Origin of the sequence: Treponema sp. OMZ 805, from assembly GCF_050937395.1 — a bacterium.
In the GTDB taxonomy this organism is placed as follows: domain Bacteria; phylum Spirochaetota; class Spirochaetia; order Treponematales; family Treponemataceae; genus Treponema.
In genome coordinates this window covers 47,437-71,595 of the sequence record NZ_JACCLP010000015.1, presented here as the reverse complement: position 1 = coordinate 71,595, position 24,159 = coordinate 47,437, and the positions used below count along the sequence as shown (strand labels likewise).

The following is a 24,159-nucleotide window of genomic DNA, read 5'->3' as shown; positions in this document are numbered from 1 at the left end:
CCTATTGAGCGCCGCCGGAGAAAGACTCGTCGTTTGTAAGCATACGGGTTATATCGCCATCGGCACCCTCCGAATGGGTATGCACGGAGATAAAACGGGTACTATACCAATCAACCCGCCGCGTAAGGAACATCAGCAGCGCAACAACGCAGAATATACCGATGCTGCCGATAAGCAGCGCATAATCTTCCGATTGCAAAATACCGAACAGCAACAAATACGATATCGCTTGTACCGCCGTTAAAAGAATACCCCAACGTATCCGCTTAAAAATTGCAGCAGTATAAAACCCGACAACGGTACACACACCTGCCGTAGCAATCAAATAGCTAAGGCTAAACGAAATATGTTCGGAAAAAGACAGGAGCAACAGGTAAAACAACACATCGGCAATCCCGATAAGAAAATATTGGATGGGATGAATCCGTACCGCACTCCACAATTCGCATAAAAATATCGCTAAAAACGGCACTGCCAAAAAAAGGAGCGCATACGTAATGCACCGCTTTACCTGCGAATAATGGTTAACGGGAGTAATAAAACCGATCTTTACCGTTTCGGGCGAGCTTCGGGGCTCCGCCACCGCTTTTGCCGCATAACCGCCATATTCATCGTACACATCCGTATCTTCAGCTATGTCGAAATCCTGTGCTTTCCAGCTGCGGGGAAATGCCGTACTTAAACCGGAAATATGCCAATCGGCGGAAAAGCCCGAATCGTCAAGCGTACGGTTCTTCGGCAGCCACCCTCCCGAAAAACTGGGCGCAGGCCACGTCGACTGCACCGCAAAACTGTTGTCCGCAGCAAGCGGTACGATACACAGGCTTTTACCCCCTTGAATGGAAACGGAACCCTCTATCGAAAAGCCGGAACGCACGGTATCTTCCGGCATCATGTAATAAACGGCATTGCGAAACGGCGAGGCTCCTGCAGGAGCCGTCAGCGCTTCAATAAGCGGCATACCGTTTACGCGGAGCGCGGGGTAGGCGGTTAAGGTCTTTTTATCTTTTATGCCAAGAATCAACACCGCATCCTTATAGCGGATGTTTTTTTCCGCGATATTGAATTGACTGAATTGAAAGCCGGAAAACGAAGCTTTAATCGCCAAATCTCCGTTAAAAATAGGCACGGTAAATATGCCCCGCGAAAGATGATAGGGATTAATCTGCGTTACCAGATTATATGTTTCCGGTACGGTGAGAATATAGTCTTGCTTTTTCCCTTTTTGAACAACCTTTCCCGAATCATCCGTATATTCGATCAATTCATCATACGGCACGGCAAGAACAAGCCCTTCAATAACAGGCTCACCTCCCGCCGGCTCCATGATAGACGCTTCGGCAGTCCGCCGGTACTCTTCCCGATCGTTGACAAGCGAACGGATAAATGCCAGCGGGATAAGCAGTATCAGCATCATAATAAAAATGATAACAGGCTTTATCCACGCCGCTTGATGAGAAAATAATGATTTTTTCGGCAAAGCAGGCATATCCGTTGATTGTTTTATTTCCATATAAATTCCAGCTTTACTTACTCTTGTTTATTTTCCGCCTTATGCTGTGCATTCGAATCCGCTGTATGCAATATCCGTTCGATAATATCTCTATTATCCAGCAGTCCGCTCAAAGACTGATTATGGTGCAAGCGCGAAATAGCCTGTGCAAACAATCTTGAAACATCAGTCGAAATATACCATTCTTTCTTGAGCAACTCTTCGTGGTATACTGCATTAGTACCGATGATACGATAGAAATGTCCTTTTTTATATGCTTCATCAAAAAGCTGGATTGCATCGCCGGTAAAAAACGGTAAACTCACAGCCGCAATAACTTTTTTTGCACCCTTGCTTTTGAGGAACTCCATTGCCTTTAACAGCGTACCGCCTGTGCCGAGCATATCATCGGCAAGGAAAGCAGTTTTGCCGTTTACATCGCCTAGTAGATTGATATTTACAATATTGGATTGCTTTGCATTCTGTGTAACGACGGAATAATCGCGCTCTTTGTAAATCATCGCAAGCGGTTTTTTTAGGCCGCTGGAATAGAATTTATTCCGGTCTACCGCCCCACTATCCGGAGCAACAATAACAAGCTCTGCATTCGGATCTGCAAGGTTTTCAATTTTTATCAACTCTCGAATAATCTGATAACTTGCATGGAGATTTTCGATACGGGCAGTATGGAAGGAATTTTCAATCTCGCGGGAATGGATATCCAACGTAATAATTTGGTCGACCCCGAGCGTTTCGTAAAAATGTCCCAGCATACTGGCGGTTAATCCTTCGCGTCCCTTCTTTTTATGCTGACGGCTATACGGATACACAGGCACCACAAGGGTAATATGCGCGGCTCCGGCATACCGAACGGCATCGATGGTTACCATCATCGACATAAGATGATCATTAACCGAAAAAACGTGTTGGTTCTTACCTTCGTTCACCCAAAGCGGATAATGGTTTTCAACATCCTGAAAAATACAGACATTCTTCCCACGAATACATTCCAGTATTTCCGTCTTAAATTCGCCGTTCATAAAATAGGTAAAACGGGCATTCACTTTAAAGCGAGGGATACGGATTTTCTCAATCTCGTTATTTTCATGTAAACCGGAAGAAATAAGGTCGTTATAAAAATTGAGGTCTCGGATAAGGTTTTCTTTTTGTAAATTATACCGTTTTATTAACTTATCTATTTTTCTATTCAGTTTTTCTACATAAATATGTTTTAAATGTTGAATTACAGCATCGGCAAAGTGTTCGCCGCCAGGACACGCCAGAATTGCCAAATTCGCAGAACTGGAGTACATCATACCCGCCCCCTCATGTCGGAATAAACTTGAGCACTAGTTTACATATTTCACAAAAAAATTCAATCGGTATTGGCAGGATAAAGCATCAAACCTTATTTTACACAGCCCCGCAGAAGTACAGAGGCTGTTCAACCAGAGTTTCGCCGCTTTGCGGCTCAAATGGTCTCACAGCCTCTGTGCTTCTGCGATTTGTATCTTCTCTGTCTGATACATTTGCCCGCTTGATGGGAAAAATGCGCGAAATTTTAAATAAAATTTCGCGCAGAAGGAAATAAAGGTTTAAAAACCGATACCTACACCCAACTTTACCCCAACTCCAGACAGCGTTGTGAATGTACGCCTAAAATCCTGCGACGCAACCGATGCAGCGAGGTTAAACGTGAAACATCGCGAAGCAATAAAGAGACAAAGTTCATGCCGCCACACCCGCTCGATACATCCGGTATCCAAATAGACCCCAAGCACTTTTGCGAAACGACTTTCAATTTTAAGCCCACCATCCACATAATACGGCTTTGCATTGATAACCGGAAAGGCAAAAGACGGTGATAAGATCAAATAGTCATTTTGAAACGGCCTAAAATCCGCTCCGATTTGAATTTTACACGGACGCATAATTTTTTTTTCATTCAAGGTACCGGAGATACTCTTTGTTATTGGCGACTTAAAAAAGGAAAAGGCTCCGCTGGCAATATTGTCTAAAAGATTAGTCACAGAATCATCATAATTAAATAATGCACTCATTCCTTTATTCGTTACTATTGGCATAATCGGTAAGTAGTCGATACCGCCCGTAATCGTGACCCACCCTGTTGGGCGGAATACACCGGTTAAACTTAAATCAACGCCGCCATTTTTTAAGATATCAAGGATAGAAAAATTTCTATTTGCTAAATAATCCGGTAGACACCCATAAATATCTGCCTTGCCTTCAGCTTTTAGCGTGATTCCATCAACTACACCGCCCGTCGTCGTATGCGGAGACAGACTATATGTTCCGCTGGGATTTTCCATATATGCGACAGGAGCAAAATATGCGACCCGTGCCGAAAAACCGTAAGAAGGATTATTAAACTGATACATTATCCCTGCATCAACAAATGCATTAATCTTTGCATTTAAAGTACCTTTAATCGTTTCACCGGTTGCAGTTGCCGGATTGCCATTTGCCACAAGGTCAAGCAAACTCTTCGGCAAATTTCCCCATACATCCCCATTAGCAGTAATAGAAAACTTTACCGTATGTTTTTCCAGCACAGTAAATCGGAAAAATGTATCAATATTAAAGATTGCTCCGGCATGGACTCCCGATTTTATCGTATCCCTTGAAAGCTGATTAAAGTCGATAAGCAACTCCGGTTGAAAAAAATCCAACACAGAAACTATATTATTGGCGACAGCGCCTGAAACAACAAACCCTGTATGCAGAGAAAACGGACGAGCCTTCTTAGTCCGCTGTGTCGGCTCATTCATTTCAACCGGCTGGGATACCTCCTTCTGCTCCTGAGCCTTGTTGCCCTGTTCTGGAACAATTACCGTCTCAGCGGCAGCAGAAGGCTTGTTGTTAGTATTTGCGTTTGGCACCGACAAAGCAGGGGATTCAGTCACTCCGATATCTGCATGGGCGGCAGGCTCGGCAGGAGCATTTTCGGAAGATGCCGCAGGAGACTGGGCGGCACTGCTGTTATCATCCGCAGAAACGGCAGCGGGTGTTTCGTTTTCGGGCATAGCCGCCTCGTTTTCTCGAGAAGGTTGTGCCGTTGCTTCGTCGGCTTTGACGCCGCCGGGCATTGCTCCTTGTTCAGTCAATATTTCTGAATCGGTAGCAGCACTTGTCGCATCCTGTCCAAACGCTGTAACAATGCCTATTACGATACATAATACAATAAGATATTTTTTTTTCATTTTATTTTCCTCAGAATGCTCCGGTAATTAGTTCACTTTCATCGAATAATCGATATCCGTTTCGGCTAAGACAGTGAACGATGCGGACACGGCAAAATCCTTATTAATCTTAACAGTGCGTTGTTTATCTGCCGGAAATTGAAGAAGAATTTCAGGATATACGGGATATGTATTCTGGAGCGTATCCCAGTCATCTTTAGTGAATTGTAATAATTCCCCTTCTCCGGTAGCCGACGACAGTTCTTTTTCCATGAGCACAGAGCCATTCTCCGTCTTCGCTCGAAATATAATAGACGGTTGGAACCCCGAGTCATTTCGAATATTTGCATTCAACCGTATCGACTGCAATGCATCCATAATTTGTTCGTTAAGCAATTTATCGTTTGCACTTGTTCTATTTAAGAGATCCCTTTCGCCTATTTTTTTCATAAACGGCATAAGCGATATTGGGTCGGGCGTATCGATTGTAAAACCGACCGGAACATCTAAAAGCACATCGAGCTTTATTTCGGCCTTTTCTCCGTTTTTTATTATATCGTCATAGGTTGCGCGCTCCACGTCCATTTTGTCCATAGTCAATGTATACGCAAGCTGTATACCAGTCGGGTATTTATTCAAGATATCCGCGAGCGTACTATCGGTAACTCCACGTTTTATAGCGAAACTGTAGGAAGGAATCGTCTCCGTATATTCTTTTTTAGTATCAACGAACTTATCGGCAGGAAAGTTGTGTAATGTGCAGTCAGTTTCACTGCAGAACGTCATCGACTGGGGAGTGCTACTACCTTCTTCTGTATAGCGCGCAGACAGCCCTATTTTTATCGACTTATCAGCCAATAAACCGGAGGCAGTGCCCGCATATACATATACCGGTACATCAGGCATTTTCAGATGCACTTTCTTCAAGTTTGAAAGGGCAGAGAGATCAATAAAGCTATTGTCCCCCTGAGGATAAGAAAACGACTGACCGTTTTGCGCTTTCAACGTAATTTTTTTCCAATCAAGAGTAAACTTTGTTTTTACAGAAACTTTTATGTCCGTACCGGTAGAAATATTTTGTAAAGTAAACGTCTTATCACTATCGTTATAATTGGGAAGTTCCACTGCAGCATTCAAATCAAGATTAGCCGTATGTTCCACATCCAACATCCAATCTGCAATACTTGTGTAGGTGCGGTCCGTTGATTTTTGGGAGGGGAAGTCTTGTGATTGCGACGATATATTAAGCGCAATTGACGAAAGCGTCAGCTTTATAGGGTTCCCTTCCGGCAATCCGTTGTCCATCGTTACCGTTGCACTCACTTCTTTAAACTCTATCTTATTAATCCATTTTTTCATGGCTTCGGGAATAGGTTCGGTTTTTGCTATTACAAACGTATCTCTATTTTTCAAAGTAAGTTCGGTAAACTTCCGGATGGAAAAGCTGAATTCGGTAGTCAGCGATTGGGATGGTTTGCGGTACGTTGCATTCTTTAATGTTACCTCAAGCTCCGGCGTATACGTCAGCGTTTTTGAATCATTGAGCGTCAAACCGGCAAGCTTAATCGGTTCTCCTAAGGTACGAAATTCTGACGGATTAATATTCAGCCCCTGCACACCGTCTTTTTCCGCCTGTGCTATTTTTGTTTTCTCTTTTATTTCTATCCCGCTCCACCCCTCAGGCTGTCGGAATGCAAACTGCAGAGTTCCTTCTCCGATAACGGCTTTTTTAAAATCATCCGGCAGCGGCAATTCAACAGTTTGAGCGCTGCCCGGCGTAAGATGTTCAAGATGGGCGTTTACGCCTTTCACTTCTTGTATCGTTCCTTCAAGGGTACGCTTGAACGTAACCGTGCCGCCCGACGATGTGCTGTCGTGCAGAGTCATCATCCCTGTAAGGGTTAGCGAGTTGCCTATCGACCTACCACCAAGATAAAATTTTACCACATTTGAGGAACCGTAAGGGCTATGTCCGTCAAATGTATTGCCGTTACTGGTAAGTTTTGCATCGGAAAATGAACACGTCATACCAGTGGGAAGCTCTGCCGACAGTGTTAAATAAGCATCGTACTCGAACGTAAGTTCTTCAAAACCTTCAAAGTTAATAGGAATATTTACAGGTATCGAAGTTTCGCTCGGTGTGTCAGCCGGAATATTTATCGATGGCAGCGTCGACGAATCAGCATTGTTAAAAGCCTCCAGTAATTTAGTATTAATCACATCAGGCTCCGCTATGGTACACACTTGGGTGGTGTCCAAAGTAGGAATGGAAATCTTCTCATCTACCTTGTATGAAAGTCCCGTGTCGCTTGAAACCGCATTTTCTCCGAAATAATTGCTTAGATCAAAGTCTAAAGATTTGATAGGATAGTGAATTAAATAACGCAACTGATTTTTATCTTCACCTGTTGCATCGGACGGAGTATAACGAAATATACGCGCCTTTGTACCGGAAGACGAATCTCCGTTTGAAGCTATAATATCTCTCAGTTGTTTATCTATATCACTTACTGTAATTTCCTCCGCCCCCAACGGCAAATAAACCTTAGGACTTGCTTTTACTCTAATGCTTGAAAAAGGCTGCAAATTACAGGAAGCAGTAAAAACCAAAGCGATAAGCATACCGATATATACGAAATATTTGCTATATTTATGACAAGACATCCTTTCCCCCTTAGATAGGCTTTCAGCTTTTGGACAGCCCTACCAAAAATTGCGTTGGCTTTGGATAACGAAATAATTCAGTATCTATAGAATATATCACGTTATCCGTGCAAAAACAAGAAGCGCTTTTGATATCCCACGCTTTTGATATAAAAAAAGGGAGCCGGTAAAACAACGGCTCCCTTTTCCGGCTTACTCTATAAGCTATCACTAAAAAACCAGTTCGATTTTTAACTATTCGTCTTTACCTTTTCTTCCGTAACATAGCTTTTTTCAAAGCCCTCAATTTTTTTGATGCTATTTAGCCAGTATTTTGCCTCGGTGTTATTGGTAAAGGGACCGACTCTTACGCGGTGTGTTAAGCCTGCCGACGTTTCTTTTGTAAAAATCTCTACTTTCATGTGCTGCGCCGCAAGCTTATCCCGTGCGCGTTCGGCGTTAATCCTGCTTGCAAGCGAAGCGGTCTGAACCCAATAAAGAGTCTGAACTTGCGGCACAGCAGGCTTTGCAGGTTTAGCCGACGTTTTCGCCTTAGGTTTAACGGTAACGGAAACACTCGCTTGCGTAGAGGGCTTCTTTTCCACAGCCGGTTTCGACGGGGCTTGCACCTCAGATGTTTTAGGCGACTGTGCAGGAGGTTCTTCTTTCTTTGTAGAGGCAGCGCGTTCTTCCGGCTGTTCCGGAGCGGTATCAATACCGATTTGTTCCGCCAATTCTTTAGGAAGACCGGAAACGTCGGCAGTTCCCGCCTGCACGGTTAAATCGGAAACGTCAATCCCGTTTGTTTGGTCGCTCTGCCCATCGGTGGAAATGATATTCAGATTATTCAAATTGATAATGTTTCCGGCAGCAGCGGGAGCGGTTCTATCCAGTCCGGCAACCCTATCGGGGTCTCGTGCCCATAAGTCAGGATCAACATTGGCGGAAGTACCGGCCGTTTCATAAGGAACAGTTTCCCCGCCGGCCAATGCCGTTGCGCTATTTCGCGACGGTGAATATAAAAATAGTGCAATACCGAAAATAATCAATACGAATAAGCTTACCGAAAGGATAACCCATAAAATTTTCTTTTGTTCCATAGCTGCCCTCAAAAACCCTTTTCGCGCAGTACGCGCTCGATTTTTTTCCGTAAAGACTGCACGGAATGAGCGTTTACCACGCTTACAATATCGGCATTTTGCAAAAGGTATTGAGCAAAGAAATCTTTTTGCTGTAAAAAACGGGCAATGAGCCGACAGAGCGGGATATTATCGCGCTTTCTGCCCCGGATAAGTCTGATAAAAAACGGCGCTTTGATGTAAAGAATAAACGAGCATTCGGGGGTTAAAGAGGTTTTATGCAGTGTCGGCGCATTGAGAACAATCGGCCTGTTTGGGCATTCGGTTAAAGCATCTTTGATAAGAAAGCGGATACGCTCTTCAATTTTGGGGAGAATAAAAGCTTCGTGTTCCGCCAGTAGCGCCGGTTCCGAAAAAAGCAGGACACTCAACGCCTTTCTGTTCAATGCCCCCTCCTGTGTCCGCAGCTGTAAACCCCGCTTTGCAGCATGAGGGGAAAAACGTGCTATCACCGCCTCGCATTGCTCCTGCAGAACCGTATGTGCAACCTTATCAGCATCGATAACGGCATATCCTTTTTCTTCAAGGAAGTCCGCAACCATGTTTTTCCCCGCACAGGACTGCCCTACAAGTCCGATAAGGTTAAGTATTTTCTGCATCATTTCTGCTCCTTTGGCTAAAAAAAATCCGCAAACAGCTTCGCCGCCTGCGGATTTCTCAAATTGCCGGTTAATGCACATCGTACCTCAACCGGCGGTATTCAACATTATTTTGTTATTTAATCAAGATAAATTCAACACGGCGGTTTTTCCACCAGTTATCCCTATCGGAAAGCGACGCAATCGGCTTTGTACCGCCGATACCGACAGACGACAATCTACTGCGGGATACGCCTTTTTCGATCAGGAATCTGCGGACAGCATCGGCGCGTGCGCCCGAAAGCGGAATAAGGTCTTCTCTTTCTTCACGTTCCGTCCCGCTTACGTTGTTCGCATGTCCTTCAACCTGAACCTTGTATTCGGGGAACTTATTCAAGATTTGCGCAATACGGGTTAATACCTTAACATTCCGATCAACGACATTTTGTTCGAGTCCTTCAAAGTCGGCGGCATTCTTTCTAAAGATAATAGAAGGAACGGCAATTTTGAGCTTATCTCCATCGCGGATAACCAGTACATCGATTGGGATATACCCCTTAACAACGGAGGTCTGTCCGACTTCATCGGTTACGGTAAAGGTATACGGATAGTCGGTAGCCGATTGTACGGTTTCGCCCTTTAACGAACGGCCATCCCAGACAATCTGCTCGGTTATCTTATTCTTTCCGCCGGTACTCCAGAATAGCTTATTGCCGGTATCTTCCGGTTCGCGGATTTCAAACGACCACTGCTTTAACTGCGTATCCGACTTTGCGGATAGGTTAATAAAGAGCTCGTCTTCGTTACCGTCGTTATCAGGGCTAAAATACTTAGGAAGCATCTTAACTCCGAGTTCAGGAGCTTTTGTCGAAGAAACAAATGGCGCACTGCTGACCGAAAGCTCATCTCCTTTCGTATAACGCAGCGAAAGCTCTGCAACAAAAGTGCCGGAAGCAACACTGCCTACATCGGATTTACCATCCCACTGAATGGAAGAAGCAAGCGCATTCCCTTTTTCCGATGACCATGTCTTTACCGGAGCGGCATTGCTGTTATCCGCTGGCTTTATTACAACCGACCACGAAGCCAACCCGTCTTTCAGTGTCGTATGAACGGTCAAGTTTTGCGTATCCTTTATGCCGTCTCCATTGGGAGAGAATGCAGGCAGTTCCGCAGTGATATACGCTTTAGGAACTCGCGAGTCAATCACGATATTGTCAAGAGACTTGATTGTCCTATTACCTGCCGGATCCTGCGCAAAAATAGTATAGCGGTAGGTTCCGTCGGGAACTTTATTTCCCGAAGCATCGGTTCCGTCCCAGACAAAATCGATAGCTTTCCCTTCCCATGCAAAGTTTCGTACTTCCCTATTACCGGAAGCAGTAATGCTGCCCGTCCACAGGTTTTCTGCGGAAGATTTCTGCGTAACGGGTAAATTCGGGCGTGTTGCCGCACTATCCGTAGAGAATGCCAGATAGGGTGCGGAAATTTCCACTTCGGGATATTTCGTATCGAGCGTAATTTCGGGGATAGTAGACTTAGCCGTCTGTCCGTTGGTGAGCGTTACGTCGATAGCGGCGGAGTATGAACCGTCAGCACACAGCTGCCCTTTTGTATCCCCCGCATCGGCAATACCGTCCCAGCTGATTGACGCGGGCGGCGTACCGTTTCCTGTAACCGTTTTTACGGCAGCACCCGTTTTATCGTAGATGCTGAAGGTGTAGGAAGCCGCTGCGGTGTTCGATTTCAGTTTGGGTGAGAATACAATCGTATCCTGTACGCCGTCTTTATTCGGCGAGAATGCCAGCATATTTGCAGACAAAATGATATCCGCTTTTTCGGTATTCAGCTCAACCGAAACAGGCGCCGAATATCCGGTATTGCCGGCGTCATTTTTACCTACTAAGCGGTAGGCGTATTTTCCGTCCGCGAGCAAAGCCCCTGAGTTGTTCCGCCCATCCCAAGCAAAACTTGCAGCGTTATCCTTCGTAATTGCAAAGTTGCGCACCGGCTTGCCGCTCATATTACCGGCGCCGTCAAGCGCATAAATTTCGGCTGTCCACGTATCACCGGCGCTCAGCTGCTGTGTAAAGGTAACCGTATCGAGCTTTCCGTCTCCGTCCGGAGAGAAAATGTCAGTCGACGCTTTTACCGTTGCTTTAGGTGCAGTAACATTGAGGGTGAATACCGGAGATGTTTCGCTCGGTGCATATCCGTTTACATACCGTGCGGAAAGTGTTGCTCTGTAATCGCCTTCCGGTAAAACTTTTCCGTTCTTGTCTTTTCCGTCAAAGGTGATTGCCCCGATACGGCTTTCGGTTATCGTGTGCACCGTGGTTCCATTTGCGTTTTGAATATCGATTTTCCATTCCTGTAAGCCGGTTTGAATCGGAATTGCCGGTGATAAAGTGATGGTGTCCTTTACGCCGTCCCCGTTCGGAGAAAAGGCATTGGTACTAATGGAAATACCGACCGACGGTTTGATAGTGTCTACGATGATATTGGGCACCGATTGAGAGGCGCTGTTTCCGGCACGGTCGGTAGCGGCAATTTTATAGGTGTAAATACCATCGGGAACAAATTCACCTGCATCATTCTTCCCATCCCAGATAAAGTCGGAGGGAGCGGCCTTTACGGTGTCGGCTGTGCGCACAACCTTGTTAGCAGAATCGGTAACGGTTGCAACCCATTTATCTTCAACGGAGCCGCTCTGCTTGATAAGGAACGTATCCTTGTTTCCATCCCCATCGGGACTGAAAATCAACGCATTTTGACCGGAAGGAGGTGTAACGGTAACAACCGGCGGCGTATTATCAACTATAACGGCATACCGTTCCGTTTTTGCCGTGTTGTTGTTATCATCGGAAGCAGTAAGCGTAAAATAGTAAGTTCCGTCAGGCGCAACCGAACCGGAGTCGAGCATACCGTCCCACCGCAGCGTCCCCGGTACTTCAACACCTGATTTTGCTTTTGTCAAAAGTTTCCAGAAGGACTTTCCACTTAATTGCGGACGGGATTCCTTGTTTGCAATGGTACGGACAACCTCACCTTTTTCGTTCTCAAAAACACACTCCCATGCCATTACATAGCGTTCATCAGTGATGGATAACGGAATTTCAAGCACATCCTGCACGCCGTCGCTATTGGGAGAAATGTATTTTGTTTCGGGATAATCGATACTAATCACCGGAGCTGCCGTGTCGGCTTTTCCAACCTTTACATTTACCCCTGCGCCGATTGCCCAGATATTATTATAAAAAGGTTTAACGGCAACCTGCGGAGTAATGTCGCTCTGTTCCCACGCATTCGCTTCATTCGCATCTTTTGACTTAATTTTAATTGAACAAGCAAGAGCAAATGACGGAATATAGGTTTGCTGATGTTTCAGCGTTTCAACAAGATTAAAGTTCCATCCGGTTTTAAAGGTAACCATATCGGCAAACTTCATGTGCAAACCGGTATCAAAAACAAGGTTTTGGAATGTCGGAAAGGATAGATCAAAAGCCATACCAAGCTTAAAGTTTTTCACCGAAATAAAGGTGGTCGCAAAACCGACGCGGGGAGTAACCATACCGGGGAAACCGCTCGTTTTGTCGGCGCCTTTTATACCACCCCTGCCGGCGTTATACGGCTTACCCATTCCGGTAATCGAAGCGCCGACTTTTGAATCCTTCGCAAATCCGAGATCCCCGAACCGATAAAGGACACCGATATCGGCTCCTACGCCCCAATCGGTGCCGACAATACCATATAGACCGATACCAAGCGCCAGCTTATCGGTTAAATCCTTTGAATACGAAAACCGCATCGAACCGGCTGTACCCCATTGCAGAGAATTAAACGATGAAGTAAAAAAGTGAACATCGGTAGCGATAACACCCCATCGAGCCGGATATAAAAAATCGATGTTTGCCAAATGGCCTTTTAATCCGAAATCGTTTGCGGTGTTCTTATTAAACCCGACAACGGCAGCATACGAAAGGTCAAAAATAACCCGCTGCTCATACGCAGGAAGGGCAGGGTTCGTTGCCGATTCGGCAGGATTTCCATCCCCGAACGGTCCGCCGGTAGCGCTTGCTTGACCGCCCAGCAAATCGGGAGAAAAGAACGTATTGGCAGCTTCTCCTCCTCCGGGCGGGTTATAAGCAAATAAGAGTGTATATGCACTCAATAATGCACATAAAGTGAATACAATTCGTTTCACACAATCCTCCTAAAATATATTCTGTGGGGCATCTCTAAAAAGCTTGTTTTTTAGACATCCCCTGTGATACGTTAATAAAAAATGTACCTCAGAATCTGTTATCAGCTTTGCACAATTCAGTATAGCGGCCTATTTTAGAACGGAGAAAGGATTAATCAAGCTCCCGTTTTTATAAATAGACAAATGCAGATGCGGGCCGGTGGAGTATCCCGTATTACCGACCGCACCCACGGCCGCACCTTGCGTGACATACTGCCCCCGCTTTACATAAATCGCAGATAAATGACCGTAAAGGGACTGATACCCACGATCATGGGTTATGATAACATAATTTCCGAAAATGCGGTTAAATCCCGTTTCCGCAATTTTTCCGTCTAATGTCGCTTTTACCGCAGTACCGGTCGGCGCCGCTAAATCGATGCCCGAATGGAAGCTTCGTACCCCCGTAAACGGGTCGCTCCGGTACCCGAACGGTGAGGTAAGCCTGCCCCGTATCGGATAGATAAACAGCTCGCCGAGCGCTTTTCGCAGCTCAAAAGACGAAAGCGATGCGCCGGGGATAAAAAGCTTTTGCCCGACTGCCAAAGTTTCCTGCGTTAAATCATTTGCATCAAGTAACGCCGTAACACTTACTTTATGAGCTGCTGCGATACCTGCAAGGGTTTCGTTCTTTTTCACCGTGTACAAAAGACCATCCGTCGAAGGTATACGCAGCACCTGTCCGGCGCTAATCCGGCGCGCGTTATCGATATTGTTAACCGATAGCAGCGTTCCAAAATTCCGCAATCCTGCCCGGGAAGCGATACCGCTGATGGTATCGCCTTTCCTCACCGTATAATCTTTAAACGTTACCGTCGAAACATACCCCTCCGCAACAGGCGCCGCTTCTTGATCGGCGAAATTTTCCTGTTCCGGAAAAATATACGAATGAATCGCGCGGCTTAACGAAGGCTCTTCGTTAAAGCTCATTGTCCGAATGGGATAAGAACCGGCGCCGCTGCGCAATAGCGGAACCGCCAACACCGCATACAGAATACTGAAAATCAGCAAAAAAGGCAAAGGGTTCAAACGCATCAATGGAATAGTATGATTAAAAGCGACCCGTTTCTTTGTATACGGTATATTTGTACTCTGAAAATCGGAAAAAAAGCGCATATCGGCGGCTACCGCCGCTTGTCGAGCCTGCCCGCCTGTATATTCATTTTTACGCTTTAGCTGAACAGCAAACGACACGGAATCATTTTGCACCGTATCCATATCGGATGCATGATACGTGATAATATTCATAGTTACACTATCGGCAAAAAAACGAAATTCTGACAGAGTAATAGACTTACTTTATACAAAATATCTGACTGCTGAAATCTCTTATGATAACATTACAAGAATTGAGCATTTTCCATTTCCTAAAGACGCCGTGCGTGAAGCTGTTTTCAATGCACTAGACCTATTCGATAACTGCGTTTTCGAATAGGTCGACGAGTTCTAAATCGCACAAATGGCACGATTTAGAACATCGCATTTTAAGGTAACCTGTTCAGAAACGGAGATTTCCGAACAGGTTTACTTATTCATCAGGATTTTTCTGTTGGTGTCCCAGTTCAAATCAGTGTTTATAAAGACAAACTCTATATCAGTAATGATTGCATTTTCCCAGTCAGCTGGACGGCTGAAACTCTCATGCAGAAACACCGTTCATTACCACACAATCCCGATATTTCAAACACATTCTTTAGAGCCGGCTTTATAGAAAGCTGGGGGCGTGGGGTAGAAAAGATTTGTAGACTTTGTAGAGAATACGGAATTGCAGAACCTGAATATACAGTTCATCCTAACGATATTATGGTGATGTTCGAATTAAATGAGCCGGTAAAAATGGTTCTCGAGGCGATCTCAGAAAATCCTAATTTATCAAAAGAAAAGATTGCAGAAAAAATCAGTTCGAAAGAGAAATAGAAGCTGAAATGAGGATGCCCCAAAACTATCGTTCATAGCCTTTTTGTTATATAAAACTTTATTAGGGCATCGCTCAATTCTTTGTACGGTGTTACGCAGTCTGTTTTGCCGCCGTGCCTTTCCCGCCGAGTAGCCCGAACAAGAATGCACCGATGATTGCCGGAACAAGCCACGCAACCCCGATGCTTGAAAGCGGAAGCTTTTGCAACAGTGCAGCCAAGCCTGCGAATGAGACAGGCTTTGTGCCGAACAGTCTGAGGAAATCGTTTACAATACCTTCGGTTGAAGCAAAGGCCTGCAAACAGCTCACTAAGAGCGTACCGACAGCCCCGCCGACGTAATAATAGCGATTGGGAATATAATCATCCAAAAGATTCATAATCGTTAAAAGAATACAAACCGGATACAGCGCCTCCAAAAGCGGTACCGAATAGCGGATGATGTTTTCTACTCCATAGTTGGCGAGCCAGCAGCTGAATACCGACACGACAATGACAATCGCTTCATAAGAGACCCTATTATGGAATAATTTTTTAAAAAAATGACCGGCTGTGGCCGTCAAACCGATTGCAGTGGTAATACAAGCAACGGCAATCGAAATCGACAGAATAGCCGTTCCGACATTACCCCATAAACTCGCGCAAATATTGATGAGGAGCGCCGTTCGGCTGATATCTTTAGGGAACACCAACGAAGCCGAAGCGCCGGCATGGAGCAAGCCGCCGTATACCAGCAACAGCCCTGCCGCAGCAATTAATCCGGCAGAAAGATTGATCTTTAACAGCGATTTTCGGTCGGAATACCCACGCTCTTTGATATTATTGATGATGATCGTTGCAAACAACATAGCTGCCAGCGCATCCATCGTCTGGTACCCTTCCAAAAAGCCTTTTAAAAAGAAGTTCTGCGGAGGAGGATTCTCAAGCGGCCCGAGCGGTGCGATAAAGGCACGGATAACGATAGCGGCAAGCACGATGATAAGCACCGGCGTTAAATATTTACCGATGGTATCGATAACCTTTGACGGCTTAATAGAAAAGATCAACACAATAGTAAAGAATACGATAGAACTGACAATGGGACTTATCGACGCGCTGAAAGGGAGCACTCCAATTTCATACGTGGTTGCGGCAGTCCGCGGCAGCGCTAACAGCGGACCGATACCCAGCATAATAACGGTACCGAACACATTGGCAAACACAGGATGAACCTTGCCGGCAAAGTGCTGTACATCGCCGCCCGCTTTCCCCATTGCAAAAATGCCCAAAATCGGAATACAAATACCGGTAATAGAGAACGCGATAAACGTAATAAACCATTTGCTGCCGGTCATAAACCCAAGCAGCGGCGGAAAAATAAGATTCCCGGCGCCGAAAAACATTGCAAAGAGCGCAAAGCCGACAATAATACAGTCTCTAAAGCCTTTCTTCATAGGATGTCCCCTGATATATAATTTACGCTAATCCGTCGATATAACCGTTTACAAGGTCTATACGGAGCGCTTGAGGTTCTTTCGGCAGCCCCGGCATCCGCATCATGTCGCCCATAACCGCAACAATCATTTCGGCGCCGTTATTTACAATAATTTCGCGGACAGTCATGTCAAACTGTTCGGGAACGCCGAGTTTTTTAGGATCGTCGGAAAAAGAATACTGCGTTTTTGCGATGCATACCGGATAGGAATCGACGCCCCATGTACTTATCCGCTTCAGCATTTTTTCCGCATCGGCAGAGTAAGTAACATTTTTTGCACCGTACACTTGTTTGCATATTTTTTCGATTTTTGTTTTGATGCCGTCGCTATCCTGATAGGTAAACACAAGCGGCTTTGACGGCTCGGTTTCAATCAAACCGGAAACGGTACGGGCAAAATCCGTCGCGCCCGCCCCTCCGTCGGAAAAAGCGCTGTTTACGGCAAATGGCACACCGGTATTTCGGCAATAAGTGCGGAGACATTCGATTTCTTCCTCCGTATCGTAGCCGTATTTATTCAACACCACCAATACCGTCTGTCCGAATTTACGCAGGTTTTCAACATGCCTATCCATATTCTTAAACCCGTGGGTAAGCGCATCCTTATTGGGCTTAGACAGTTCCGATTCCGGAACGCCGCCGTGCAATTTCAATCCGCCGGTGGTAACGACAAGCACGGTTAAGGCAGGGGTAAGCCCCGCTTTGCGGCATTTAATATCAAAGAATTTTTCGGCGCCTAAATCCGCTCCGAATCCTGCTTCGGTAATAACGTAGTCGCCGTAGGTAAGGGCTGTTTTGGTCGCGATAATGGAATTACAGCCGTGCGCAATATTTGCAAACGGACCGCCGTGTACAAATGCGGGGGTATTTTCGGTAGTCTGCACCAAATTCGGATTAATCGCATTTTTAAGCAGTACGGTAATTGCTCCGGCGGCGCCGAGGTCTTTAACCGTAAACGGCGTGTTGTCCGGCCGATAGCCGAGTATAATCTTTTCTATGCGGCGGCGTAAATCGTCGATGTCGGAAGCGAGGCATAAAACCGCCATAATCTCCGAAGCGGCGGTTATGTCAAACCCCGATTCGGCAGGAACGCCGTTTCCTTCGCCGAGGCCGGTAACAATTGAACGGAGTGCGCGATCGTTCACATCGAGTACCCGTTTCCAAATCACCTTTTTTAAACCCTGCGGCGTATGTTGCATCCTAAACACATAGTTATCCAGCAGCGCGCTGATCATATTGTGTGCGGAAGTAATGGCGTGGAAATCGCCGGTAAAGTGTAAATTGATATCTTCCATCGGAAGCACTTGTGCATAACCGCCGCCCGCCGCCCCGCCTTTCATCCCGAAGCAGGGACCGAGCGAAGGCTCGCGCAGCGCCAATACCGCATTTTTACCGATTTTCTGCAAACCGAGCGCAAGCCCGATGGAAACCGTCGTCTTGCCAATTCCCGCTTTTGTCGGCGTCATAGAGGTAACGAGGATGAGTTTATGCTCTTTTATCCGGACCGGAATGATAGCTGTATATGGGATTTTCGCCGTATAAAACCCGTATGGAATTACGGAGAAAGCATCTATATGCAGTTCCGCTGCAATTTCTTGTATCGGTTTAAGAGGTGTCTCACGCGCTATCTGGATATCGGTTTTCATGCGGGCGAGTGTACAATAATCGTATGAAAAAAACAAGGTAAAGGCATCAGACTCCTTTTAAAACTCCTCACAGAATAAGAGAGTCTATTCGACCAGAGTTGAACCGCTTTGCAGTTCAAATGGTCTCATAGCCTCACTTATTCTGCGCTTTTTATTTTACTTTGTCTAATGCGTTTGCCTGTCTACTAGAAAAAATAGAGGTGCGAAATTTTAGGTAAAATTTCGCACAGAAGTAAGGTAAAGGTATTACTGCTATTTTTTGGGTGAAAACTTCTTTTTCAGCATCGCTTCAACGATGGGGGGAACCATAGTCGACACATCACCGCCGAAGGCAGCGAGTTCTTTAATTGAACTGGAGCGCAGTACAAAAAACTTAGGGTCGGGTACCAAGAACAACGTTTCGATCTGCGGATTCAAACTTTTGTTCATCATCGCTAAATCGAATTCATATAAAAAATCGTTATCATTCCGAACGCCGCGGATAAGAACGTCCGCTTTAATTTTCTTCGCATAATCGACAATCAGCGAATCCCACAGATGTACTGAAACATTATTCCAACGGGAAACCAATTGTTGTATAACCTCCAGCCTCTCCTCGCCGGAAAAGCAATAACTCTTGTTTTTATTTACGGCAATGACAACGTGTATTTCTGAAAAGAGCTTTTGTGTCCGTTCAATAATATTCAAATGGCCGAACGTGGGAGGATCAAATGAACCCGCAAAGACAGCTTTTACCATAATGCAGCATATTCCTTATTTTATACGATAGAGCGCCGCTAAAAGCTCAACGCCGATTTTTACCGGTGCCCGATAGTGTCTATTGTACCGTACAAAAGACTAAACCGCAAATAGTTTTTTACCCGCCGTTTTTTATCGATACGGATGGCGGCGGTTTTGATCTTTAGATTTAAACATCGCAGAGATGTCGAAAAAAGTAACCAACTTTTGAGATATTGCTGAACGCTCTATGCTGTACGAATCCATACTCTTGCTCAAAAGGATAAAAGTTTCTATAATTATAGACTGTCATTTTCTTAAAAAATGGTTAGGAGCACACTATGGAAACTCGAAGCCGTTATGCCCCGTCTCCGACAGGATTTCAGCACATTGGCGGAGTACGCACTGCGTTATTTAATTATCTTTTTTCCCGCGCAACCGGTGGAAAATTTATCTTGCGTATAGAAGACACCGATCAAACCCGCTATGCGGCGGAATACGAAACAAACCTTTACGATACCCTTGACTGGCTTGGAATTGACTGGGATGAAGGCGGTCCCCGCGGCGGTCCGTATGCGCCCTATATTCAATCCCAGCGTTCAGAATTATACCGCGAATATGCGGACAAACTCGTCAAAAGCGGTCATGCCTATTATTGCTTTTGCGATGAAGAGCGGCTTGAACGCATTAGAAAAATCCAGACGATGAATAAGATGCCACCGGGATATGACCGGCACTGCCGCAATTTAACGCAGGAAGAAATCGAGGCGAATATCGCAGCGGGGAAACCTTATGTTATCCGCCTCAAGGTGCCGCTTGAAGGTACAACGGTTTTTAAGGATGTGCTGCTGGGTACTATCGAGTGGAAAAACGAAGACATCAACCCCGATCCCGTTTTGTTAAAAAGCGACGGCTTCCCCACCTATCACTTAGCGAATGTCGTGGACGATCATTTAATGAAGATTACGCATGTTATGCGCGCTCAGGAATGGATACCCTCGACACCAATGCATGTGCTGATGTACAAGGCATTCGGGTGGGAGCATCCTAATTTTTGCCATTTGCCGATGGTAATGGGAAATGACGGCCATAAACTTTCCAAGCGGCACGGCGCGACCAGCTGTAATGAATTCCGCAATAACGGCTATTTAAAAGAAGCGATTATCAACTATGTCGCGATGCTCGGCTGTTCTTATGAAGAAGGACGGGATATGTTCTCGCTCCAAGAATTGGGTGAACGGTTTAATCCCGAACACATCAACAAAGCTCCGGCAATTTTCGACTATAAAAAGTTGGAATGGTTTAACGGGCAGTACATGCGGCTTAAAACCGATGAAGAACTCTTTGAGTTGACTTGGCCGTTTATTGCGAACTCCGGTATATTCGGAGAGCAGGATCAAAAGGCACGAGATGCTGTCGGCTTACGCTTTGCAGACCAGACCTTACTCAAACCAACCGACGAGCAAAAGGCAATGCTGATGAGGGTTATGCCGCTTATTAAGGAACGGCTGCACTTTTTGACGGAAGCACCGCAAATGGTACGCTTCCTCTTTGAAGAGCCTGCTGTCCCGCCTGCGGAAGAGATTATCCCCAAGAAATTGGATGCGGAAAAAACAAAGGCGGTACTCGAAAAAGCAAAGACCGTGTTGCCTTCTATTGCAAATATGGATGAACACGCAGCAAGCGACCTGTTCCGTGCGGAAGCAGAGGCTATGGGCGTTAAGCTTGGAGACTTTATGATGCCGATGCGTATGGCAGTTACCGGCAGCCGTGTAAGCCCGCCCCTTATCGGTTCCATCCAGATATTGGGCATCGATCGCTCTATTGCCCGGATCGAAAAAACAATAAAAGAACGGTTCGCATAACGAAAAAAGGAGTTTCAGTATGGAAGATCATGCAATTTCAATGGAAAAAATTGTCAGCCTATGTAAAAGGCGCGGATTTGTATTTCAGTCTTCTGAAATTTACGGAGGGCAGAACGGGGCATGGGATTACGGCCCGCTCGGGATTGAATTAAAAAATAACATCGCCCGCGCATGGTGGAAAGAGATGACCCAACTGCACAACTCGATTGTCGGTATTGACGCATCAATTTTGATGCACCCGCGCGTGTGGGAGGCTTCCGGTCATGTGGAAAACTTTACCGACCCGTTAGTTGACTGTAAAAAGTGTAAAGCGCGCTTCCGCGCCGATCAGATTGATCAAAACAAGTTAGCCAAAAAGGAATGTCCCGATTGCGGCGGTGAACTCACCGATGTACGGAAGTTCAACCTGATGTTTAAAACCCATATCGGACCAACAGACGATAACAGCAGCCTCATCTACTTACGTCCCGAAACCGCGCAGGGTATCTATGTGAACTATAAAAACGTCGCGCAGTCCAACCGTATGAAAATTCCCTTCGGTATCGCGCAGATCGGTAAAGCCTTCCGCAATGAAATTGTAACCAAGAACTTTATCTTCCGTACCTGCGAGTTTGAGCAGATGGAAATGCAGTTTTTTGTAAAGCCCGGTACCGATGACGAGTGGTTCAACTACTGGCGCGAGCAGCGGTGGGCGTTCTACAAAAAGCACGGTGTCCGCATGGATAAGCTGCGCTGGCACCGGCATGGCCCGGATGAACTTGCTCACTATGCAAAAGACGCCTACGATATTGAATACGAATTCCCGATGGGCTTTAAAGAGCTTGAAGGCGTACACAACCGCACGAATTTTGACCTAACCCGCCATACCGAATATTCCGGTAAAGATATGCAGTATATCGATCAAGATAACGGCAACGAGCGGTATATTCCGTATATCATCGAAACCTCCGCCGGTTTAACGCGCAACCTTTTGATGTTCCTCTGCGATGCATACGAAGAGCAAAAAGTTGCCGACAAAGGCAATGATGACGATTGGCGAACCGTGCTGCATTTTCACCCTGTTATTGCGCCGATTACCGTAGCGGTGCTACCTTTGATGAAGAAAGACGGACTTGCGGAACTGGCACAGGAAATTCAAGCGGAATTACGTGAAGACTTCCGTACCGACTACGACCAATCCGGCGCAATCGGTAAACGGTATCGCCGTCAGGATGAAGCGGGAACTCCGTTCTGTGTTACCGTCGATTATGACAGCAAAGAAGATGGAACCGTAACTTTACGATTCCGCGATTCTATGGAGCAAGTACGCGTTCCCCGTGCAGAGCTTGCAAACCGAATCAGAACCGAAATAAAAAATTACACCAGAGCGTAAGGCTGTATTTTCCCGTATAATGGCAGGCAGCACCGCATAACAAGCGGCACCGGCATTGTGCGGGAAGAGTTCATCACTTCTTACGCGGAGTTTTTTAATGACCGAATATTCATATAGCGCAGACGATCAATCCATTTTATCACCGGTATTGTATAAGTTTTTTGTTAATCCTTTGGTAAAAATTTTACCATACCGTCTACCGGCAAACTTTATTACATTCTTTTCCTTTCTTTCTATTATCATTGCTTTTTGTATTTCAGTACATGGGTATTATATCGGAAGGTACGAGCATTGGTGGCTTATTCCATTACTTGCACTGATTTATCTGACCGGCGATTGTGCCGATGGAAAGCAGGCTCGGAAAACAGGAACCGGTTCACCGCTCGGCGAATACTTTGATCATTTTTTGGACTGTTTTGTAACCGGTCTTTTGATGGGTATTCTGATGATTTCTTTCCGAGTAACAAAACCGGCTCTTATTACAATAGGTTTCTTTAATCTATATGCGGGGCAGATTGGAAGTTTCTGGGAACGCTATAAGCGGCGAGTAATGTGCTTTGGGAAGCTCGGATCCAATGAAGGAATTATTGCTATCGGTCTGACATCGTGGCTTATGTCAATACCGTCAATTCACACGGCAGCAGACGCGGTGCTTATCTTCAATATAACGGGTGGTGAAGCGCTGATTATCATTATTATGACGGGAACAGCTATCTCCGCAATTCATTCAATTGTTCGTTCCCGTGCAATTTCATCACGGCTCATTACACATTTAATACTATCGTTTACCGTTACCTATACCGCTGCCTATCTCTTTGGGAATAGTAATATGGTGTATATCACAGGTGTAGTAAGTTTCTACAACGTATTCTTTCTTGCTTCGCTTTTAGCAGCGACAAACCTTGGTAGCCGTGAATGCTTGCCGGACATTATCATTCCTCTTTCATTCGTATTATTCTTTTTGATTCCGAATTATACCTCGCTTATTCAGCATTTACAAATTGTATATTTGGCAATACGGGTTGGAATAAAATTTGCCGCTTTTGTCAAAATAAACCGACGGTACTGGTATTGGATTAATCCACCGCCGCCGAGCGAAGGTCTTTCAACAACGCGGTAATCTGATCGGGGTAGTCGGTAATAAGGCTGTCTACTCCCATTTCGAGCAGCTGCCGATAATCGCATTGGATGCTGCCAAACCACGGATTGATGCGAATACCCGTGTTATGTAAAGCGGCAACCAGTTCAGGTGTTACACAATAAGCTGACGGATGATAACACTCGATACCGAGGTTTCGCACATACTGTTCGGGATGGATTTGCCAACTGTCTACCAATAGCCCACATACCACTGTAGGGTCGATCTTCTTCATCCGCAATACGCTTTCGTGATTAAAAGAAGATATGATACAGCGGCTAATCAATTTGTATTCCTTCATCAGCTGATATACAACTTCTTCAATTCCATCATAGATAAACACACCTGTTTTTAATTCGATGTTCGAAATGATATTAGGCTGCGCTGCAATGTATTCAAAGTATTCCCGCAACGAAGGAATGGCTGCAAAATCTATTGTTTCGGGATGCGGTTTTGCAGCATTCAGCGATTTTAGTTCACGGTATGTTTTCTCTCCGACCAAACCCGTACCGTCCGTTGTCCGGTCAACCGTTTCATCGTGAATAATGACCGCTTCTCCATCTTTCGAAAGATGGACATCAAACTCGATGCCGTCACAGCCTGCTTCCACCGCTTTCCGAAAGGCGAGCATGGTGTTTTCAGGGTACCGGCTGCGAAATCCCCTATGTGCAATATTGAGCATTGTTTTTTTTAGCATGCAAGAATTATAGCACAGATGGACAATGATGTACACGGA

16 protein-coding genes are annotated in these 24,159 nt (G+C 45.5%); 4 read left to right on the top strand and 12 right to left on the bottom strand.

What is annotated here, in order from left to right:
- Window position 1: 1 nt before the first annotated feature.
- The 8 genes from creD to HGH47_RS10880 all read right to left on the bottom strand — a co-directional run bounded on the left by creD (window position 2) and on the right by HGH47_RS10880 (window position 14,543).
- Complete coding sequence (gene creD, locus HGH47_RS10915; RefSeq protein WP_253675895.1) at window positions 2-1,513, bottom strand: cell envelope integrity protein CreD; 1,512 nt, start codon at window positions 1,511-1,513, stop codon at window positions 2-4.
- Window positions 1,514-1,530: 17 nt separating this feature from the next.
- Window positions 1,531-2,808 (bottom strand): ribose-phosphate diphosphokinase, encoded by a 1,278-nt coding sequence (gene prs / locus HGH47_RS10910; RefSeq protein WP_253675896.1) that lies wholly within the window; start codon window positions 2,806-2,808, stop codon window positions 1,531-1,533.
- Between the two features lie 279 nt (window positions 2,809-3,087).
- Complete coding sequence (locus HGH47_RS10905; RefSeq protein ID WP_432912338.1) at window positions 3,088-4,713, bottom strand: hypothetical protein; 1,626 nt, start codon at window positions 4,711-4,713, stop codon at window positions 3,088-3,090.
- A gap of 27 nt (window positions 4,714-4,740) precedes the next feature.
- Complete coding sequence (locus HGH47_RS10900; protein ID WP_432912335.1) at window positions 4,741-7,356, bottom strand: hypothetical protein; 2,616 nt, start codon at window positions 7,354-7,356, stop codon at window positions 4,741-4,743.
- Between the two features lie 230 nt (window positions 7,357-7,586).
- Window positions 7,587-8,435, bottom strand: a complete 849-nt coding sequence (locus HGH47_RS10895) for an SPOR domain-containing protein (protein WP_212566494.1) — start codon at window positions 8,433-8,435, stop codon at window positions 7,587-7,589.
- A gap of 8 nt (window positions 8,436-8,443) precedes the next feature.
- The gene (gene coaE / locus HGH47_RS10890) at window positions 8,444-9,076 is read right to left on the bottom strand and encodes a dephospho-CoA kinase (protein ID WP_253675899.1); all 633 of its coding nucleotides are present in this window, start codon (window positions 9,074-9,076) and stop codon (window positions 8,444-8,446) included.
- 112 nt (window positions 9,077-9,188) lie between these two features.
- Entirely contained in the window at window positions 9,189-13,256 is a 4,068-nt protein-coding gene (locus HGH47_RS10885) for a FlgD immunoglobulin-like domain containing protein (RefSeq protein WP_212565705.1), read from the bottom strand.
- Between the two features lie 129 nt (window positions 13,257-13,385).
- Entirely contained in the window at window positions 13,386-14,543 is a 1,158-nt protein-coding gene (locus HGH47_RS10880) for a peptidoglycan DD-metalloendopeptidase family protein (protein WP_212565706.1), read from the bottom strand.
- A 246-nt stretch (window positions 14,544-14,789) separates the two neighbouring features.
- On the opposite strand from HGH47_RS10880, the gene HGH47_RS10875 reads away from it, so the two are divergent.
- Window positions 14,790-15,212 (top strand): ATP-binding protein, encoded by a 423-nt coding sequence (locus HGH47_RS10875; protein WP_212566495.1) that lies wholly within the window; start codon window positions 14,790-14,792, stop codon window positions 15,210-15,212.
- Between the two features lie 91 nt (window positions 15,213-15,303).
- On the opposite strand, the gene brnQ is transcribed toward HGH47_RS10875, so the two are convergent.
- The 3 genes from brnQ to coaD form a co-directional block, all read right to left on the bottom strand.
- Entirely contained in the window at window positions 15,304-16,644 is a 1,341-nt protein-coding gene (gene brnQ / locus HGH47_RS10870) for a branched-chain amino acid transport system II carrier protein (protein WP_212565707.1), read from the bottom strand.
- Window positions 16,645-16,666: 22 nt separating this feature from the next.
- Window positions 16,667-18,331, bottom strand: a complete 1,665-nt coding sequence (locus tag HGH47_RS10865) for a formate--tetrahydrofolate ligase (RefSeq protein WP_212566496.1) — start codon at window positions 18,329-18,331, stop codon at window positions 16,667-16,669.
- Between the two features lie 252 nt (window positions 18,332-18,583).
- The gene (coaD, locus tag HGH47_RS10860) at window positions 18,584-19,069 is read right to left on the bottom strand and encodes a pantetheine-phosphate adenylyltransferase (protein WP_212565708.1); all 486 of its coding nucleotides are present in this window, start codon (window positions 19,067-19,069) and stop codon (window positions 18,584-18,586) included.
- Window positions 19,070-19,389: 320 nt separating this feature from the next.
- Between coaD and gltX the strand changes: the two genes are divergently transcribed.
- The 3 genes from gltX (at window position 19,390) to HGH47_RS10845 (ending at window position 23,405) form a co-directional block, all read left to right on the top strand.
- A complete protein-coding gene (gene gltX, locus HGH47_RS10855; RefSeq protein ID WP_212565709.1) occupies window positions 19,390-20,913 on the top strand; it encodes a glutamate--tRNA ligase in 1,524 nt (507 codons plus the stop codon).
- A gap of 19 nt (window positions 20,914-20,932) precedes the next feature.
- A complete protein-coding gene (locus tag HGH47_RS10850; RefSeq protein WP_432912327.1) occupies window positions 20,933-22,285 on the top strand; it encodes a glycine--tRNA ligase in 1,353 nt (450 codons plus the stop codon).
- A 97-nt stretch (window positions 22,286-22,382) separates the two neighbouring features.
- On the top strand, window positions 22,383-23,405 hold the full coding sequence (locus tag HGH47_RS10845; protein WP_212565711.1) for a CDP-alcohol phosphatidyltransferase family protein: 1,023 nt from the start codon (window positions 22,383-22,385) through the stop codon (window positions 23,403-23,405).
- Here the strand turns inward: HGH47_RS10845 and HGH47_RS10840 are convergent.
- Complete coding sequence (locus HGH47_RS10840; protein WP_212565712.1) at window positions 23,362-24,120, bottom strand: glycerophosphodiester phosphodiesterase; 759 nt, start codon at window positions 24,118-24,120, stop codon at window positions 23,362-23,364. The genes HGH47_RS10845 and HGH47_RS10840 overlap by 44 nt on opposite strands.
- Window positions 24,121-24,159: the final 39 nt, after the last annotated feature.

Bases quoted from the DNA above. Each gene is read 5' to 3' on its own strand.
- gltX (WP_212565709.1), top strand. From the start codon at position 19,390: ATGGAAACTCGAAGCCGTTATGCCCCGTCTCCGACAGGATTTCAGCAC.
- HGH47_RS10865 (WP_212566496.1), bottom strand. From the start codon at position 18,331: ATGAAAACCGATATCCAGATAGCGCGTGAGACACCTCTTAAACCGATA.
- HGH47_RS10880 (WP_212565706.1), bottom strand. From the start codon at position 14,543: ATGAATATTATCACGTATCATGCATCCGATATGGATACGGTGCAAAAT.
- HGH47_RS10905 (WP_432912338.1), bottom strand. From the start codon at position 4,713: ATGAAAAAAAAATATCTTATTGTATTATGTATCGTAATAGGCATTGTT.
- coaD (WP_212565708.1), bottom strand. From the start codon at position 19,069: ATGGTAAAAGCTGTCTTTGCGGGTTCATTTGATCCTCCCACGTTCGGC.
- HGH47_RS10850 (WP_432912327.1), top strand. From the start codon at position 20,933: ATGGAAGATCATGCAATTTCAATGGAAAAAATTGTCAGCCTATGTAAA.
- HGH47_RS10895 (WP_212566494.1), bottom strand. From the start codon at position 8,435: ATGGAACAAAAGAAAATTTTATGGGTTATCCTTTCGGTAAGCTTATTC.
- prs (WP_253675896.1), bottom strand. From the start codon at position 2,808: ATGATGTACTCCAGTTCTGCGAATTTGGCAATTCTGGCGTGTCCTGGC.
- coaE (WP_253675899.1), bottom strand. From the start codon at position 9,076: ATGATGCAGAAAATACTTAACCTTATCGGACTTGTAGGGCAGTCCTGT.
- HGH47_RS10845 (WP_212565711.1), top strand. From the start codon at position 22,383: ATGACCGAATATTCATATAGCGCAGACGATCAATCCATTTTATCACCG.
- HGH47_RS10900 (WP_432912335.1), bottom strand. From the start codon at position 7,356: ATGTCTTGTCATAAATATAGCAAATATTTCGTATATATCGGTATGCTT.
- brnQ (WP_212565707.1), bottom strand. From the start codon at position 16,644: ATGAAGAAAGGCTTTAGAGACTGTATTATTGTCGGCTTTGCGCTCTTT.
- HGH47_RS10840 (WP_212565712.1), bottom strand. From the start codon at position 24,120: ATGCTAAAAAAAACAATGCTCAATATTGCACATAGGGGATTTCGCAGC.
- creD (WP_253675895.1), bottom strand. From the start codon at position 1,513: ATGGAAATAAAACAATCAACGGATATGCCTGCTTTGCCGAAAAAATCA.